Genomic DNA, 16092 nt, shown 5'->3' with positions numbered 1-16092 from the left:
TGTATTCAAAATTCACTGCGGCGCAAATCGGCCGCGGTGTCACGCTGGCAGCGGGCGGCCGGGGTCCTGTACTGCGCCGGGCCTCGCGGGCTGCCGCGAACCTCACCCGGCGCGCGGCCCGTCGCAGCCCCGCGTCCGCCCGCCGGGCGGGTTCCGGTAACGGCCTCAGTGGTTGTCCCGCGGCACCCCGGAGGCCTGCGCGACCTTCTGGAACTTCACCGCGCCCTTCAGCACCATGCCCTGATCGAGCTGGTCGACCTGATCGCGGTAGATCTCCTGCCAGGGCGTCTGCGTCGCCGGGTAGGGATATCCGCCGCGCGCCGCCAGATCCGCGCGCCGGCGCGCGATCTCCTCGGCCGGGAGCAGGATGTCGGCGCTCCGGCGGTTGAGGTCGATGCGGATGCGGTCGCCGCTCTGCAGCAGGGCCAGACCGCCGCCCGCGGCCGCCTCGGGAGACGCGTTCAGGATGGCGGGCGTGCCGGAGGTGCCGGATTGCCGGCCGTCGCCGATGCAGGGCAGCGAGGTGACGCCGCGCCGGATCAGGGCGCCGGGCGGCTGCATATTCACCACCTCGGCGGCGCCGGGATAGCCGATCGGACCGGCCCCGCGCATGATCAGGATCGTGTTCTCGTCGATGTCGAGCGCCGGGTCGTCGATCCGCGTGTGGTAGTCCTCGGGACCGTCGAACACGATCACCCGCCCCTCGAAGGCCATCGGATCGTTCGGATTGCGCAGGTAGCGGGCGGCGAATTCCTCCGAGATCACGCAGGTCTTCATGATCGCGGAATCGAACAGGCTCCCCTTGAGATTGAGGAAGCCGGCGCGCTCCATCAGCGGCTCGCCGTAGGCGCGGATCACGTCGCGGTTCCAGCTGTGCCGCCCGCGGTAGTTCTCGCCGACGGTCCGGCCGTTGCAGGTCAGGGCACCCTCGTGGACCTTCCCGGCCTCGATCAGCTCGGCGAAGACCGCCGGCAGGCCGCCCGCGCGGAAATACTCCTCGCCGAGCCAGCGGCCGGCGGGTTGCATGTCCACGAGCAGCGGGATCTCGAACCCGACCCGTTCCCAGTCGTCGCAGCTCAGCGGCACGCCGATATGCTTGGCGATGGCGTTGATGTGGATCGGCGCGTTGGTCGAACCGCCGATCGCGGCGTTGGCCACGATCGCGTTCTCGAAGGCCTCGCGGGTCAGGATGTCAGAGGGCTTGAGGTCTTCCCAGACCATCTCGACGATCCGCTGGCCGGTGGCGTAGGCCGCCTGGCCGCGCTCGCGGTAGGGCGCCGGGATCGCCGCCGAGCCGGGCAGCGCGAGGCCGAGCGCCTCGGCGAGGGCGTTCATTGTCGAGGCCGTGCCCATCGTGTTGCAGTGGCCCGTGGAAGGTGCCGACGACCCGACGATGTCCATGAACTGCTGGAAGTCGATGTCGCCGGCGGCATGCCGCTCGCGCGTCTTCCAGACGATCGTGCCGGACCCGGTCAGCTCCTTCTGGAAGTAACCGTTGAGCATCGGCCCGACGTTCAGCGAGATCGCCGGGATGTTGACGGTGGCCGCCGCCATCAGACAGGCCGGCATGGTCTTGTCGCAGCCGGTCAGCAGCACGACGCCGTCGAGCGGGTAGCCGTACAGCACCTCCACCAGCGACAGGTAGGCGAGGTTCCGGTCGAGCGAGGCGGTCGGCCGCTTCCCGGTCTCCTGGATCGGGTGGCAGGGAAACTCGAAGGCGACGCCGCCGGCCGCCGTGATGCCGTCCCGCACCCGCTTGGCGAGCTCGACGTGATGGCGGTTGCAGGGCGAAAGGTCGGAACCCGTCTGGGCGATGCCGATCAGGGGCTTGCCCGACCGCAGCTCCTCCGGCGTCAGCCCGTAATTAAGGTAGCGCTCCAGGTAGAGGGCGGTCATGCCCGGGTTGTGCGGGTTGTCGAACCAGGCCTTCGAGCGCAGGTCGGCGGGCGTGATCCGGCGTTTGTCGCTCATGGTCGCTTCCTCGCATCTTGGGGCCGGCACTGGCGGTCCGGCTCGTGTCTTCCGCTACCGCGGCGGGCGGCGGGGCCGCGGTCGCGGCGCCCTGAGCTCGATCTTGCAATACTCTGAGGATTGATCCGCCGCAGCATCTCCGGCGCTGGATTAATTTCAGGACAGCATCCGGGTGTCACCATCGATGGAAATGGCCTGCCCCGAGATCGTCCGGCCGCGCGGCGAGCAGAGCAGCAGGATCTGGTCGGCGAGCTGCCGCGCCGTGACGTACTCCTTCACCGACACGAACGAGAACGCCCGCGCCTCCATGTCGGCGAAGCTCGTGCCCTGCTGCTGGGCCTTCGATTCGAGCACCCGGCGCTGGCGATCCCCGGCGACGAGGCCCGGCAGGATCGCGTTCACCCGGATCCCGGCATTGCCGAGCTCGATCGCCAGGGACTTGGTGAAGCCGATCACCCCCCATTTGGCGGCCGCGTAGGGGCTGCGCAGGGCGAAGCCGAACTTGCCCGCGGCCGAGGAGAGGTTGACGATCGAGGCGTTGGCGCTCTGGCGCAGGTGCGGCACCGCCAGGCGCGCGCAGTTGAACTGGCTGGTCAGGCAGACCGTGAGGCAGCGATCCCACTCCTCGGGGGCGATCTCCTCGACCCGACCGGTCGGGCCGGCGATCCCGGCATTGTTGACGAGCACGTCGAGGCCGCCGAGGAACTCGACCGCCTGGTCCATCATCGCGGCGACGGCGTCGCGGTCGGCGACGTCGGTCCGGCTGCGCCCGACCGTGTCCGGCAGCGCGGCCAAGGCCTCGGCGTCGATATCGCAGGCGAAGACGCGCGCGCCTTCGTCGAGGAAGGCGTCGACGATCTCGCGACCGATTCCGGCAGCGCCCGCCGTCACCAGGACGCGCAGGCCGGCAATCCCCAGATCCATGATCAATCCTCTCCCTGAACGTCCCGCAATCCGCCGCGGGTCAAGATGAACTCCGCGGCTTCCCGGATGTCGGCGGCGATCGCGGCCGCGGCCGCCGCGCCGTCCCGGATCTCGATGGCTGCCACGGCCTCGGCGTGCCGGCGCAGAGCGAAGCCCTGGAGGAGGCGCTCCGGGTGGGCGCGCAGATCCAGGTTGATCACCGGGCCGGCCTTCAGCCAGAGCCGCGCGATAATCTCCTGCAGGGGGCCCAGCCCGCAGGCGCCGTAGATGGCGAAATGCAAGTCGCGGTTGAGCTGAACGGCGCGCGCCCTATCGGGCTCCGCCGCCTCGGCCTCGGCCCGGAAGGCCGCCTCGGCACTCCGTATCGCCGCGAGTTCGGCGGCCGTCCGCCGGTCGGCCGCCCGCGCCACCGCGATCCCCTCAACCGCGATGCGGGTCTCGACCAGGGCCCGGAACGCGGCCGCGCCCATGACCGGCACCCGGATCACGCGATTCGGCGCCACCTCCAGCACGCCGTCCGCCGCAAGCCGGCTCACCGCCTCGCGCACCGGCATGACCGAGACGCCGAGCGCCGCCGCACTCTGCCGGAGGGACAGCCGGTCGCCCGGTGCCAGCCGCCCCGAGGCGAGGAGATCCGACAGGGCCTCGTAGACGGTGTCGGACAGGGTCCGCCGCGCGAGCTGGGGCAGGTCGGCCAGCGCCAAAGTGGAATTCATATGCCGACACTAGACGGATCCGGCACTATCGCGCTAGTGATCTGTGATCACAGTTCGGGTGAGGGCCGTCAGAGCCCGCCACAACAACCCGGCTGGAGGACACGCACGGGAGCGGAACGATGACGGACCGGTACGGGAATTCCCTTTCTCGCCGCAGCCTCCTGCGCGCCGGCGGCGCGGCGCTCCTCGCGCCGGCCCTCGCGAGCCCGGCGCTCTCCCAGGGACAGTCCGAGGTGATCCGGATCGGTCACCTCACGCCGCGGACCGGCTTCCTCGGGCCGCTCGGCGAGTTCGCCGTGCAGGCGGCCCAGCTCGCGGTGGAGGAGATCAACGCGGCCGGCGGCATCGCGGGCCGGAAGGTCGAGCTCCTGTCGGAGGACAGCGTCAACCCACAGACCGCCTCGGCCAAGGCCGAGCGCATGGTCCAGCGTGACCGCGTGGCGTGCCTCGTCGGCGAGATCAATTCGGCCTCCGCGCTGGCGATCAGCCAGGTCGCGCAGCGCGAGAAGATCCTGTTCATCAACACCGGCGCCAACTCGGACGCGCTGCGCGGCTCCGACTGCAAGCGCTTCATGTTCCACGTCGAATCGCAGAACACCATGATGGTGCGGGCCTGCGGCCGGGCGTTGCTCGACCGGGGCCTGATCAAGGGGCGCAAGGTCTACGCGCTCACCGCCGACTACGCCTTCGGCCACGATCTCCTGAAGCAGGCCAAGAAGTACTTCGCCGCCAACGACGCCACCCTCGTCGGCGAGGATCTGATCCCGACCGAGCTCACCGACTTCTCGCCGTTCCTGCTCAAGCTCCGTCAGGCCAAGCCGGACCTCGTGATCTGCAACCTCGCGGGCGCGCAGATCACCAACTTCCTGAAGCAGTACAGCGAGTTCGGCCTGCCGTTCCCGGTCGCCGGCTTCGGCTTCGACACGGCGCTCGCGTGGGGCGCCGGACCTGGGAACTTCCTCGGCACCTGGCCGGTGATCTGGCACCACCAGATCGACTCGCCCTCGGCGAAGAAATTCGTCGCCGCCTTCAAGGCCAAGTACAAGAAGCCGCCTGAGAACCAGGGCTGGGGCGACTACACGGCGATGAAGATCGTCGCGCAATCGATGAACGAGCTCAAATCGACCGAGTCGATCAAGGTCGTGGAGCACCTGGAATCGGGGGCGAAGTTCGACATCGCCAAGGTCCGCGAGGGCTATTTCCGCCCCTGGGACCACGAGCTGATGCAGGAGATGTTCGCGATCACCGCCCTGCCGGCGGATCAGGTCAAGAACCCCTACGACATCTTCACCTCGACCGGGCCGCTGCCCGGTCCCGGCGAGAGCCTGGAAGTGCTCGCCACCACCCGCGACGAGAACGCCTGCACCTTCCCGGCGTGAGGCGTCCATGCAGCTCGTCTTCATCCTGGAGCAGGTGCTCAACGGCCTGCTGATCGGTGTGCAGTACCTGCTGATCGCGCTGGGTTTGTCGCTGATCTTCAGCCTCGGCGGGATCGTGAACCTCGCCCACGGCGCCTTCTACGCGATCGGCGCCTACGTGACCGTGTTGCTGACGCCGACGATCGGCTTCGGCGGCGCCCTCATCGCCTCGCCGCTCGCGGTGGCGGTGCTCGGCCTCCTGATCGAGCGGTTCCTGCTCCGGCGCTTCTACCGCGGCGACCCGACGCTCGGCCTGCTCCTCACCTTCGGGCTCGCGATGGTGGCGGAGCAGGCGCTGCGCATGGCCTTCGGGGCCGCGCCGGTGCCCTTCGGGATCCCGCTGTGGCTGCGCGGGCAGGTCTTCATCGGCGACCTGATCTACTCGCGCTACCGGCTCTCGATCCTCGTCGTGGCCCTCGCCTGCGTCGCCGGCCTGTGGCTGCTCCTGACGCGGACGAGCTTCGGACGCGTGGTCCGGGCCGGCGTGCAGAACCCCGACATGGTCGCGGCGCTCGGCATCTCGCTGCGGCCCTATATGACCGCGGTGGTGACGATCGCGGTCGGGCTCGCGGCGCTCGCCGGGACCATGATGGCGCCGGTCACGGGCGTGCAGCCCGCCATGGGCGCCGAGATCCTGACCTTCGCCTTCGTGGTCGTGGTGATCGGCGGTCTGGGCTCCTTCTGGGGCGTGGTGCTCGCCGCGCTGATCGTCGGCGTGGTCCGGGGCCTCACCGCCTACGCCTACCCGCCGGCCACCGAGGCCGCCGTCTACGCCCTCATGGTGCTCGTCCTGCTGCTGCGCCCGCGCGGCCTGTTCGGCGAGCACATCGCCCGGTTCGAGTGAGCGGAGAGCGTCCCATGTCCGGAACCGCCGAGCCGCTGCCGCTCGCCCTGCCGCAGCGCGGCCTGATCCTGCGCGAGAGCCGCCAGCTCTGGGCGGCGCTCGCCGCCCTGATCGTCCTGCCCTTCGCCCTCGACGCGATCGGCCTGACGCTGATCACCGCCACCGACGTGGTGATCTTCGCCCTGGCGGTGCTCGGCCTCAACATCCTGGTCGGCTGGACCGGGCTCACCTCGTTCGGCCACGGGGCGTGGTTCGGGATCGGCGCCTACGCGGTGGCGATCCTCCAGACGCGCCTCTTCCCCGGCGACATGGCCCTGCCGCTCCTCGGCGCTCTGGCGATCACCGGGCTCGCGGCCCTCGCCGCCGGCGGCCTGATCCTCCGGCGGCGGGGCGTCTACTTCTCGCTCCTGACCCTCGCCTTCACGGCGATGCTCTACGCCATCGCGTTCCGCTGGACCGACCTCACCGGTGGCGAGAACGGCATCGGCAACCTGCACCGGTGGGCGGCGCTGCAGGAGCCCGGCGCCTACTACGCCGCGGTGTCCGGGATCGCCTTCGCGGTCCTGATCGCCCTGTGGCGCTTCCGGCGCTCGCCGATGGGCACCGTCCTGGTGGCGATCCGCGAGAACGAGCAGCGTGCCGGCTTCCTCGGCTACGCCACCAACCGCTACAAGCTCGCGGCCTTCGTGATCTCGGCGACGATCACCGGGCTGGCGGGGGCGCTCGCGGCCTACAGTCACCGCTTCACCTCGGCCGACCCGATCTCCATCGCCTTCTCGGGCGAGCTGCTCGCCATGGTGGTGATCGGAGGGATGCGCTCGTTCCTCGGGCCGGCGCTCGGCGCGCTGTTCTACATCCTCTTCCGCGAGTTCCTGTCGATCTACACCGCCGACTGGCTGCTGTATTTCGGCCTGCTGTTCGTCGCCTTCATCGTGTTCTCGCCGGACGGGCTCGTCGGCATCGCGGCGCGGCTGCTCAAGCCGTTCCGGCGCGTCCCGACCGAGGGCGCGGCCATGTCGGCCCGCCGCGCCGGCGCCTCGGGCCGAGTCCCGGCCCGCTTCATCGCGGAGGGGCGCAGTGACGGCCCGGTGCTGATCGCTGACGAGATCCGGAAGAGCTTCGGGCCCGTGAAGGCGGTGCGCGGCGTGTCCTTCGCGGTGGCTGACCGGACGCTCCACGCCCTGATCGGACCGAACGGCGCCGGCAAGACCACCGCCTTCAACCTACTGTCCGGGATGTTCCGCCCGAGCGGCGGCAGCATCCGCCTCGACGGAAGCGAGATCGCCGGCCTGGAGCCGCACGCCATCACCCGGGCCGGGATCGGCCGGTCGTTCCAGATCACCAACCTGTTCCCGGGCCTCTCCGTGGAGGAGAACGTTCGCCTCGCGGTGCAGGCCCGGCACACCGCGCATTTCAGCCCCTGGCGGGACGCGTTGGCCGTCCGGGAGATCGCCGACGACACCGCCGAGCTGCTGCGCTGGACCGGCCTGTCCGGCATCGAGCGGGCCGAGGCCGGCAGCCTGTCCTACGGCGGCCAGCGGCTCCTCGACATGGGGCTGGCGCTGGCCACTCGGCCGCGCGTGCTGCTGCTCGACGAGCCCCTCGCCGGGCTGGCGGCCGCCGAGCGCGAGCGGGTCGGCGACCTGATCAAGGCGCTCTCGGCCGACATCCCGGTGCTCCTCGTCGAGCACGACATCGACCGCGTCTTCCGCCTCGCCGACCGCGTCACCGTGATGGCCGACGGCGCCGTGCTGGTCGACGGCTCGGTCGCGGACGCCCGGGACGACGAGCGGGTGCAGGCGGTCTATCTCGGCTCGGGCACGGCGGCGATCGCCGCGAAGCCGCGCGCCAGCGCCGCCGAGGCCGAGACGCTGCTCGCCATGGAGGGCGTCGACACCTTCTACGGCAAGTCGCACATCTTGAACGGGGTGAACCTGGCGGTGCGCCGGGGCGAGGTCGTGGCGCTCCTCGGACGCAACGGGGCCGGCAAGTCGACTCTGCTCAAGACCCTGATCGGCACCGCGCCGCCGGCCACCGGCCGGATCGTGCTCGCCGGCAAGGACATCGCCGGCCTGTCGCCCGACCGGATCGCCCGGCTCGGGATCGGCTACGTCCCGCAGGGGCGGGCGCTGTTCGCCGGCATGACCGTCGCGGAGAATCTGGGCCTCGGCCGCCTGCGGCGGCTCACCGGCGCCGGCATCCACTGGGACGAGGAGAAGGTCCTCGAGTTCTTCCCGCGCCTGAAGGAGCGCTGGACCGTCGACGCGGCCCGCCTGTCCGGCGGCGAGCAGCAGATGGTGGCGGTGGCCCGCGCCCTCTCGGGCGACACGCGGCTCCTCCTCCTCGACGAGCCCTTCGAGGGCCTGTCGCCGGCCGTGACGGAGGAGCTGTTCGAGGCCTTCGACCGGCTCCGCCGGGAGATCGCGATCATCCTGGTGGACCACCACCTCGACCTCGCCCTGGCGCTGTCCGACCGCACCGTCGCCCTGGAGCGCGGCAGCGTGCAGTGGACGGGCGAGTCGCGTCTCCTGCGCGAGGATCAGGAGTTGAGGCGGAAGGTGCTGTGGCTATGACCGAGAGCGTCGCGATCGTCGGCGCCGGCCTGATCGGCCGGGCCTGGGCGATGATCTTCGCCCGTGCCGGCTGGGACGTGCGCCTGTTCGACCCCGCGGCGGGCGTCGCCGAGGCCGCGATCCCGCTCTGCGCCGAGGGGCTGCGGACGCTGGCGGCGAACGACCTCTGCGCGGATCCCGCGGGTGCCGCGGCGCGCATCCGCGCGGCCGGCACCCTCGCGGCCGCCCTCGACGGCGTCGCCTTCGTGCAGGAGAACGGACCGGAGCGGCTGGAGGTGAAGCGGAGCCTATTCGCGGACCTCGACGCCGCGGCACCGCGGGAGGCCGTCATCGCCTCGTCCTCCTCGGCGATCCGCTGCTCCCTGTTCACCGAGGATCTGCCCGGTCGGGCCCGGTGCCTCGTGGGCCATCCGGTGAACCCGCCGCACCTGATCCCGCTGGTGGAGATCTCCGGCGCGCCGTGGACGGCGCCCGAGGCGCTGGTACGGGCCCGTCAGGTTTACGAGCAGATCGGGCAGGTCCCGATCACCGTGCTGAAGGAGATCGAGGGCTTCATCCTCAACCGGCTCCAGGGCGCCCTGTTGGCGGAGGCGTTCCGCCTCGCTTCGGAGGGCTACGTGACCCCGCAGGACCTCGACAAGACCGTGGCGGACGGCCTCGGCCTGCGCTGGAGCTTCATGGGTCCGTTCGAGACGATCGAGCTCAACGCGCCCGGCGGCATCGCCGATTACTGCGCCCGCTACACCGGTTTCTACAAGAGCCTCGCCGCCGACCCGGCGCTGCCCTCGGTCTACGAGGCGCCGGCCACCGAGGCGATCCTGGCTAAGTGGCAACCGCCGACCGATCTGCCCGCACGCATGAACCGCCGCGACGCGCGGCTGGCGGCGCTCCGCGCCCACAAGGCTTCACGGAAGGACTGAGCATGGCCTCACAGCGGAAAGTCATCATCACCTGCGCGGTGACGGGCGCGATCCACACGCCCAGCATGTCGCCGCACCTGCCCGTGACGCCCGAGGAGATCGCCGACGCCGCCATCGGCGCCGCCGAGGCCGGCGCCGCCATCGTGCACCTGCACGCCCGCAACCCGGAGAACGGCCAGCCCGACCAGACACCCGAGGCCTTCGCCAAGTTCCTGCCGGTGATCAAGCAGCGCTCGAACTGCGTGGTGAACATCACCACGGGCGGCGCGCCGACCATGTCGATCGAGGAGCGGGTGCGCCCGGCCGCGACCTTCCAGCCGGAGGTCGCCTCGCTGAACCTCGGCTCGATGAACTTCGGCCTGTTCGGCATGCTCGACCGCTTCAAGGACCTGAAGCACCAGTGGGAGCGGGACTATCTCGGCAACAAGGACATCATCTTCCGCAACACCTTCGGCCAGATCGAGCACATCCTGACGACCTGCGGCCCGAACGGGACGAAGTTCGAGTTCGAGTGCTACGACACCGCGCATCTCTACAACCTGAAATACTTCTTCGACCGCGGGCTGGTGCAGGCGCCGCTGTTCATCCAGACGGTCTTCGGCCTGCAGGGCGGGATCGGCGCGCATCCGGACGACGTGATGCACATGAAGCGCACCGCCGACCGTCTGTTCGGCGATCAGTACCGCTGGTCGGTGCTCGGCGCGGGCCGCAACCAGATGAACATCGCCGCCATGGCGGCCGCGATGGGCGGCAACGTCCGCGTCGGGCTCGAGGACAGCCTCTGGGACGGTCCGGGCAAGCTCGCCGAGACCAACGCCGCGCAGGTCCGGCGGGTGCGCGCGATCATCGAGGGGCTGGGCCTCGCGGTCGCCTCGCCCGACGAGGCGCGCGAGATGCTGGCGCTGAAGGGCGGCGACAAGGTCGCGTTCTGATCGATCAGTCGATGGACGATGCGTCGCGGAAGGTGGGACGCATCGTCCGAGAGCGGCTGACGTTCAGGCTCTTCCGTCCTTGCGAGCGCAGCGAAGCAATCCAGGCGCGCCTCAGGCCTCCGATCGCGCGCAACACTGGATTGCTTCGCTGCGCTCGCAAAGACGTAGGCGAGCGCTCACGGCGAACCGAACACGCGATCCAGATCCGCCTGCGCGACGCCGTCGATCTCCAGGATCTTCAGCCGGCTCTGCTCGCCGGTCACGATGCGGACCGAGTCGCGGCTGACCTTCAGCGCCTTGGCGATCAGCGCGACGAGCGCCTCATTGGCCGCGCCCTCGACCGGCGGGGCGGCGACGCGGACCTTCAGGTAGGGCTGCCCCTTCTCGTCCCGGGCCCAGCCCTCAGCGGCGTCGCGCCCCCCGCGCGGCGTCAGGCGCACCGCCAGACGGATCGCCACGGCGGAGCCCTCAGAAGATCTTGCCCGGGTTCAGCCGGTTGTCCGGATCGAGCGCCCGCTTCACGAGCCGCATGACGGCGATCTCCTCGGGCGAGCGTGACAGCTTCAGCTTGGCCCGCTTCTCGAGCCCGATCCCGTGCTCCGCCGAGACGGAGCCGTTCAGCTCCGCCAGCGGCTCGTAGATCGCCGCATCGATCGCCGCGTTGCCGGCGGCGTCGAGGCGGGTGGTGTTCCAGTGGAGGTTGTTGTCGCCGATATGCCCGTAGACGACCGCCCGGCAGCCCGGGATCGCCGCGAGCCGGTCGAGCGCGCCGCGGACGTAGCCGTCCATCCGCGCGAGCGGCACGCTCACGTCGAAGGCCCGGTCGATCCCGTCGGCGTTCAGGTGCTCGACGCGGTCGCGGATCCGCCACATGCCACGGCGCTGCTCCTCCGAGGCGGCGACCACGGCGTCGAGGATCGTGCCGTCTCCCATCAGCCCTTCCAGCAGACCGAGGAACCGGTCCGATTCCTCGGGGACGCACTCGACCTCGATGATCGCGTAGAACGGGTAGTCCGGACCGAGCGGCGGGGTCGCGCGCCCGGGTGCCGTCATCAGCCGGTAGAAGTCCGGCCACAGGCCCTCGAACGAGGAGATACGCCCCTGGAAGGCGCTCTGCGCCGCCCGCAGCACCCGCGCGCCGTCGTCGACCCCGGGGCACGCGATCAGCGCCGTCGCGTAGCCGGCGGGCTCCGGCCGCAGGCGGATGACCGCCCGCGTGACGATGCCCATCGTGCCCTCGGTGCCGAGGAAGAGCTGCTTGAGGTCGAGCCCGGTGTTGTTCTTGATGAGCGGCCGCATCGACGACACGACCGTGCCGTCGGCGAGCACCGCCTCCAGGCCGAGCACCATGTCGCGCATCATGCCGTAGCGCAGCACCCGCAGGCCGCCCGCGTTGGTGGAGATCGCGCCGCCGATCGTCGCCGAGCCGCGGGCCCCGAGATCGAGGGGGAAGAACAGGCCCGCCGCGGACGCGGCGTCCTGCACGCTCTCGAGGGTCGCGCCGGTGCCGACCACCACCGTCATACCGAGCGGGTCCACCGGCTCGATGCCGGTCATGCGCTCGGTCGACAGGGTGATCTCGTCGGGTTGGCAGAGCGTGCCGTCGACGAGGCCGGTGGCTCCGCCCCGCGGGACGACCGCGACGCCCGCCGCGTGGCAGGCGGCCATGACGGCGCCGGTCTCCTCCGTGCTGCGCGGGCGGACCAGGGCCAGGGCGGCGCAGGGCTCAGTCGGGCGCGTCCAGTTGGCCGAGCGTCCCCGCAGCTCCGCACCGGTGACGAGACCGGACGGTCCGACGATCGCGGCGAGGCAATCGAGGAAGGCGGTGTCGGTCATCGGCATCATCTCGGGGCTCGGTCCGATCGCCGCTCTGTCACAGAATCCCGCGCGCGGCGAGGTTCCGCATGAGCGCGCGGGCACCGAAGGTCCAGGGCTCGCAGGCGTCGCAGGGGCGCATGCGGTTGACGAGGCTGCCGAGCTCCGGGCTCGCCACGACGACGCGGTCGCCGTCGGCGTGGGTGAAGCCGAGGCCCGGCCCGTGCCGGTCCTGGATCGGCGCGAACATGGTGCCGAGGAGGAGGAGGGCGCCGTCGGGGTAGTCGTGCGTCCGCCCCATCAGCGCCTCCGCCAGCTCCTCCGGGTCGCGGCTGATCTCGGAGAGCGGCGAGGTGCCCTCCAGCCGGAAGCCGTCCGTGCCGGTCACCTCGAGGGTCACGGTCGTGCGGCGGACGTCGTCGAGGCCGAACGTGTCGTCGAACAGGCGCAGGAACGGCCCCACGGCGCAGGAGGCGTTGTTGTCCTTGGCCTTCCCGAGGAGCAGCGCCGACCGGCCCTCGAAGTCGCGCAGGTTCACGTCGTTGGCGAGCGTCGCCCCGACGATCCGCTGGTCGGAGGCGACCGCGAGCGCCACCTCGGGCTCGGGGTTGTTCCAGTGCGAGTCCGGGTGCAGCCCCGCGTCCGCGCCGCAGCCGACGGCCGAGAGTGGCTGCGCCTTGGTGAAGATCTCGGCGTCCGGGCCGATGCCCACCTCCAGGTACTGGCTCCAGGCGCCCTGCGCGACCAGCACCTCCTTGAGGGCCATGGCCTCGGGCGAGCCGGGCTTCAGCCGGCGCAGGTCGTGCCCGACCAGGCGCTCGACCTCGGCGCGGATCGCCGCCGCGGCGGCGAGATCGCCGCGTGCGCGCTCCTCGATCACCCGCTCCAGCATCGAGGTGGCGAAGGTCACGCCCGCCGCCTTCAGGGCCTGGAGGTCGACCGGGGCCAGGAGCCAGGGCTTGGTGGCGTCGCGCGCGTCCGGCGGCGTGTTGGCCAGCACCGCGTCGAGGCTGCCGAGGTCCTCGCCCTCTGCGCCGCGAAGGGCGGCGGCGGGGTCTCGGGCCTCGCACAGGTCGCTGACGGTGGGGAAGGCGGCGGTAACGTCGACGATTCGGGCCGCACCGTCCGCGCCGGCGCGGATCGCCACGACGCTCGGACCGGCCACGTCCGGCCGCCACACCCGGCCCACCAGGGCGCCCCGGCATCCGTCGGCGGGCAGGATCTCCCGCGCGGTCAGGCCCGATAACGACATGTGCTCATGTCCCCTGGATGTGTGACCCTGAGATGTCCGCGCGCGACGGGCCAGGTTCCGGGACCGCGGCCGGCGCGCGATCCCATAGCATTCCCCGCCGCCCGTCATCCCGCCGGAAGTTTCACCGGGCCGCGCCCGTCACGGGCGCCGGGGGGGCTCGCCTGACAGATCCAAGATTATCTGCAGCTTTGCCAGGAGGCCGGCTTGCTTTCCCGCGAACCCTCATTTGTACTGCTGCCCTAGAGCCGCCGACAGAGCGGCCTTGATCGGGAGGAAGCATGGCCTCGGTGGGAATCCGCGAGGTTCGCAAGGCTTTCGGATCGACGAATGTCCTGCACGGCGTGTCGGTGGATATCCGGGACGGTGAATTCGTGATCCTGGTCGGCCCGTCGGGCTGCGGGAAATCAACGCTCCTGCGGATGATCGCCGGGCTCGAGAACATCTCCGGCGGCGAGATCCGCATCGGCGAGCGCGTGGTGAACGATGTGCCGCCCAAGGAGCGGGACATCGCCATGGTGTTCCAGAACTACGCCCTCTATCCGCATCTCACCGTCCGCGAGAACATGGCGTTCTCGATGCGGATCCGGAAGGCGCCGGCCTCCGAGATCGATCTCCGGGTCAACAAGGCCGCCCAGATCCTCGGGCTGGCTCCCCTGCTGGACCGCTACCCGCGCCAGCTCTCGGGCGGCCAGCGCCAGCGCGTCGCCATGGGCCGGGCGATCGTGCGCGACCCGCAGGTCTTCCTGTTCGACGAGCCGCTGTCCAACCTCGACGCCAAGCTCCGCGTGGCGATGCGCACCGAGATCAAGGAGCTGCACCAGCGCCTGAAGACGACGACGATCTACGTCACCCACGACCAGATCGAGGCCATGACCATGGCCGACAGGATCGTGGTGATGCACGACGGGGTCGTGGAGCAGATCGGGCCGCCCCTCGAGCTCTACGACCGGCCCGACAACCTGTTCGTCGCCGGCTTCATCGGCTCGCCGGCCATGAACTTCATGCCCGGCAAGGTCCGGGCGAACGGGCGTCTGACCTTCACCACCGAGACCGGCCTGTCGATCCCGCTCGCCGACGCGCCCTCCGGCGTCGACGGCCGGCCGCTCATCCTGGGGGTCCGCCCCGAGCATTTCGACCTCGCGCCCGAGGGAATCGCCGCGGAGGTCGTCGTCGTGGAGCCGACCGGCTCCGAGACCATGCTGGCGGTGCGGGCCGGGGGCCAGGACCTCACCTGCGTGCTGCGCGAGCGCGTGCGCGAGCGGCCGGGCGAGACGATCTCCCTGCGGCCGAACCGCGTGCACTTCTTCGACGCCGAGACCGGCCGTCGCCTGCCGAACTGACCCGCGTCGGATCCGGCGCGGATTCGAGGCGCGCGGCGCCTCCACGATCACGATCACCGAGGGAGAAGAAACGATGTCCGTTCTCGATCGCCGGTCCCTCCTCGCGGGCGCCGCAGCGACAGGCTTCGCCGCCGGCGGCGACCTCCTCGGCTTCGCCAAGGCCTGGGCGCAGAACGCGGAGTGGAAGCCCGAGCCGGGGGCGAGCCTGTCGCTCCTGCGCTGGAAGCGCTTCGTGCCGGCCGAGGACGAGGCCTTCATGAAGCTCGTCGACGCCTTCACCAAGGCGACGGGCGTCAAGGTCACGGTGACCAACGAGTCCTTCGACGACATCCAGCCCAAGGCGTCGGTCGCCGCCAACACGGGCCAAGGGCCCGACATGGTCTGGGGTCTGTTCTCGTTCCCGGCGCTCTTCCCCGACAAATGCCTGCCGCTCGAGGACGTGGCGGAATCCCTCGGCAAGAAGTACGGCCCCTGGTTTCCGTCGGCGGAGGCCTACGGCAAGGTCAAGGGCAAGTGGATCGCGATCCCCGTGGCGTTCAACGGCGGCTATCCGAACTACCGCATCTCGGCGATGAAGAAGGCCGGTTTCGACAAGTTCCCGACCGACACGGCGGGCTTCCTCGAACTCTGCCGCGGACTGAAGAAGAACAACACCCCCGCCGGCTTCGCTCTCGGCCACGCCACCGGTGACGGCAACACGTGGTGCCACTGGGCGCTCTGGTCACACGGCGGCAACCTCGTCGACGCCAACGAGAAGATCGTCATCAACTCGCCCGAGACCGCCAAGGCGCTCGAATACGTCAAGTCCCTGTACGAGACCTTCGTGCCCGGCACGGTGTCGTGGAACGATTCCTCGAACAACAAGGCCTTCCTGGCCGGCGACCTGTACCTGACCAACAACGGCATCTCGATCTACGCGGCGGCCAAGAAGGACAACCCGAAGCTCGCCGAGGACATGGACCACGCGGTCTGGCCGATCGGCCCGGTCGGCAAGCCCACCGAGTTCCAGCTCGCCTTCCCGATCCTGGCCTTCAAGTACTCGAAGGCGCCGAACGCCTGTAAGGCCTTCATCGCCTTCATGATGGAGGCGGCGAACTACAATCCCTGGCTGGAGGCGGCCCAGGGCTACCTCTGCGAGCCGCTGTCGAACTATCCGAAGAACCCGATCTGGACGAGCGACCCGAAGAACGCGGTCTTCGCCGAGGCGGGACGGCGCTCCCTGGCGGCGGGCGGGCTCGCGCCGGTGAGCGAGCGGATCGCCGCGGTGCTGGCCGACTTCGTGATCGTCGACATGTTCGCCAGTCACTGCACCGGCCGCGAGGACGTGAAGGGCGCCATCAAGAACGCCGAGCGCGCCGCCACCCGCATCTTCCGGAACACCTGACCG

General features: G+C 70.5%; 13 protein-coding genes. 7 read left to right on the top strand and 6 right to left on the bottom strand.

The window, feature by feature from the left end; genetic code table 11:
• Window positions 1-165 precede the first annotated feature (165 nt).
• From ACQKQD_RS27655 to ACQKQD_RS27645, 3 genes are all read right to left on the bottom strand, one after another.
• Entirely contained in the window at window positions 166-1971 is a 1806-nt protein-coding gene (locus ACQKQD_RS27655) for an IlvD/Edd family dehydratase (protein WP_427510141.1), read from the bottom strand.
• Between the two features lie 156 nt (window positions 1972-2127).
• Entirely contained in the window at window positions 2128-2895 is a 768-nt protein-coding gene (locus tag ACQKQD_RS27650) for an SDR family oxidoreductase (RefSeq protein ID WP_427510140.1), read from the bottom strand.
• A 2-nt stretch (window positions 2896-2897) separates the two neighbouring features.
• Window positions 2898-3611 carry a GntR family transcriptional regulator gene (locus ACQKQD_RS27645; protein ID WP_427510139.1) on the bottom strand — a complete coding sequence of 238 codons (714 nt, stop codon included), beginning with the start codon at window positions 3609-3611 and terminating at the stop codon, window positions 2898-2900.
• A gap of 119 nt (window positions 3612-3730) precedes the next feature.
• On the opposite strand from ACQKQD_RS27645, the gene ACQKQD_RS27640 reads away from it, so the two are divergent.
• The 5 genes from ACQKQD_RS27640 to ACQKQD_RS27620 are packed head-to-tail and all read left to right on the top strand — an operon-like array spanning window position 3731 to window position 10298.
• Complete coding sequence (locus ACQKQD_RS27640) at window positions 3731-4990, top strand: ABC transporter substrate-binding protein (protein WP_091926592.1); 1260 nt, start codon at window positions 3731-3733, stop codon at window positions 4988-4990.
• Between the two features lie 7 nt (window positions 4991-4997).
• Complete coding sequence (locus ACQKQD_RS27635) at window positions 4998-5873, top strand: branched-chain amino acid ABC transporter permease (RefSeq protein ID WP_331299990.1); 876 nt, start codon at window positions 4998-5000, stop codon at window positions 5871-5873.
• A gap of 14 nt (window positions 5874-5887) precedes the next feature.
• Window positions 5888-8446 carry an ATP-binding cassette domain-containing protein gene (locus ACQKQD_RS27630; protein WP_427510138.1) on the top strand — a complete coding sequence of 853 codons (2559 nt, stop codon included), beginning with the start codon at window positions 5888-5890 and terminating at the stop codon, window positions 8444-8446.
• Window positions 8443-9366 (top strand): 3-hydroxyacyl-CoA dehydrogenase, encoded by a 924-nt coding sequence (locus ACQKQD_RS27625; protein WP_091976620.1) that lies wholly within the window; start codon window positions 8443-8445, stop codon window positions 9364-9366. Before ACQKQD_RS27630 ends, ACQKQD_RS27625 begins: the two co-directional genes overlap by 4 nt.
• A gap of 2 nt (window positions 9367-9368) precedes the next feature.
• Window positions 9369-10298 carry a 3-keto-5-aminohexanoate cleavage protein gene (locus ACQKQD_RS27620; protein ID WP_091677076.1) on the top strand — a complete coding sequence of 310 codons (930 nt, stop codon included), beginning with the start codon at window positions 9369-9371 and terminating at the stop codon, window positions 10296-10298.
• Window positions 10299-10474: 176 nt separating this feature from the next.
• On the opposite strand, the gene ACQKQD_RS27615 is transcribed toward ACQKQD_RS27620, so the two are convergent.
• Genes ACQKQD_RS27615 through ACQKQD_RS27605 form a run of 3 tightly spaced genes read right to left on the bottom strand, consistent with a single transcriptional unit; the run spans window position 10475 to window position 13365 of the window.
• Window positions 10475-10756: a DUF167 domain-containing protein gene (locus tag ACQKQD_RS27615; protein WP_427510137.1), complete on the bottom strand. Its 282-nt coding sequence runs from the start codon at window positions 10754-10756 to the stop codon at window positions 10475-10477.
• A gap of 10 nt (window positions 10757-10766) precedes the next feature.
• Window positions 10767-12134, bottom strand: a complete 1368-nt coding sequence (locus ACQKQD_RS27610) for an FAD-binding oxidoreductase (protein WP_427510136.1) — start codon at window positions 12132-12134, stop codon at window positions 10767-10769.
• Window positions 12135-12171: 37 nt separating this feature from the next.
• Window positions 12172-13365 carry a fumarylacetoacetate hydrolase family protein gene (locus tag ACQKQD_RS27605; protein WP_427510135.1) on the bottom strand — a complete coding sequence of 398 codons (1194 nt, stop codon included), beginning with the start codon at window positions 13363-13365 and terminating at the stop codon, window positions 12172-12174.
• Between the two features lie 278 nt (window positions 13366-13643).
• Here ACQKQD_RS27605 and ACQKQD_RS27600 point away from each other — a divergent pair, with 278 nt between their 5' ends.
• Together ACQKQD_RS27600 and ACQKQD_RS27595 are read left to right on the top strand one after the other, a co-directional pair.
• Complete coding sequence (locus tag ACQKQD_RS27600) at window positions 13644-14705, top strand: ABC transporter ATP-binding protein (RefSeq protein WP_020091914.1); 1062 nt, start codon at window positions 13644-13646, stop codon at window positions 14703-14705.
• 73 nt (window positions 14706-14778) lie between these two features.
• Window positions 14779-16089 (top strand): ABC transporter substrate-binding protein, encoded by a 1311-nt coding sequence (locus ACQKQD_RS27595; protein ID WP_091926600.1) that lies wholly within the window; start codon window positions 14779-14781, stop codon window positions 16087-16089.
• Window positions 16090-16092 lie beyond the last annotated feature (3 nt).

Source organism: Methylobacterium sp. NPDC080182 (assembly GCF_050281105.1).
Classification (GTDB): Bacteria; Pseudomonadota; Alphaproteobacteria; order Rhizobiales; family Beijerinckiaceae; genus Methylobacterium.
Note: the sequence above shows the minus strand (reverse complement) of the source record. Positions and strands in the feature narration are given on the sequence as shown.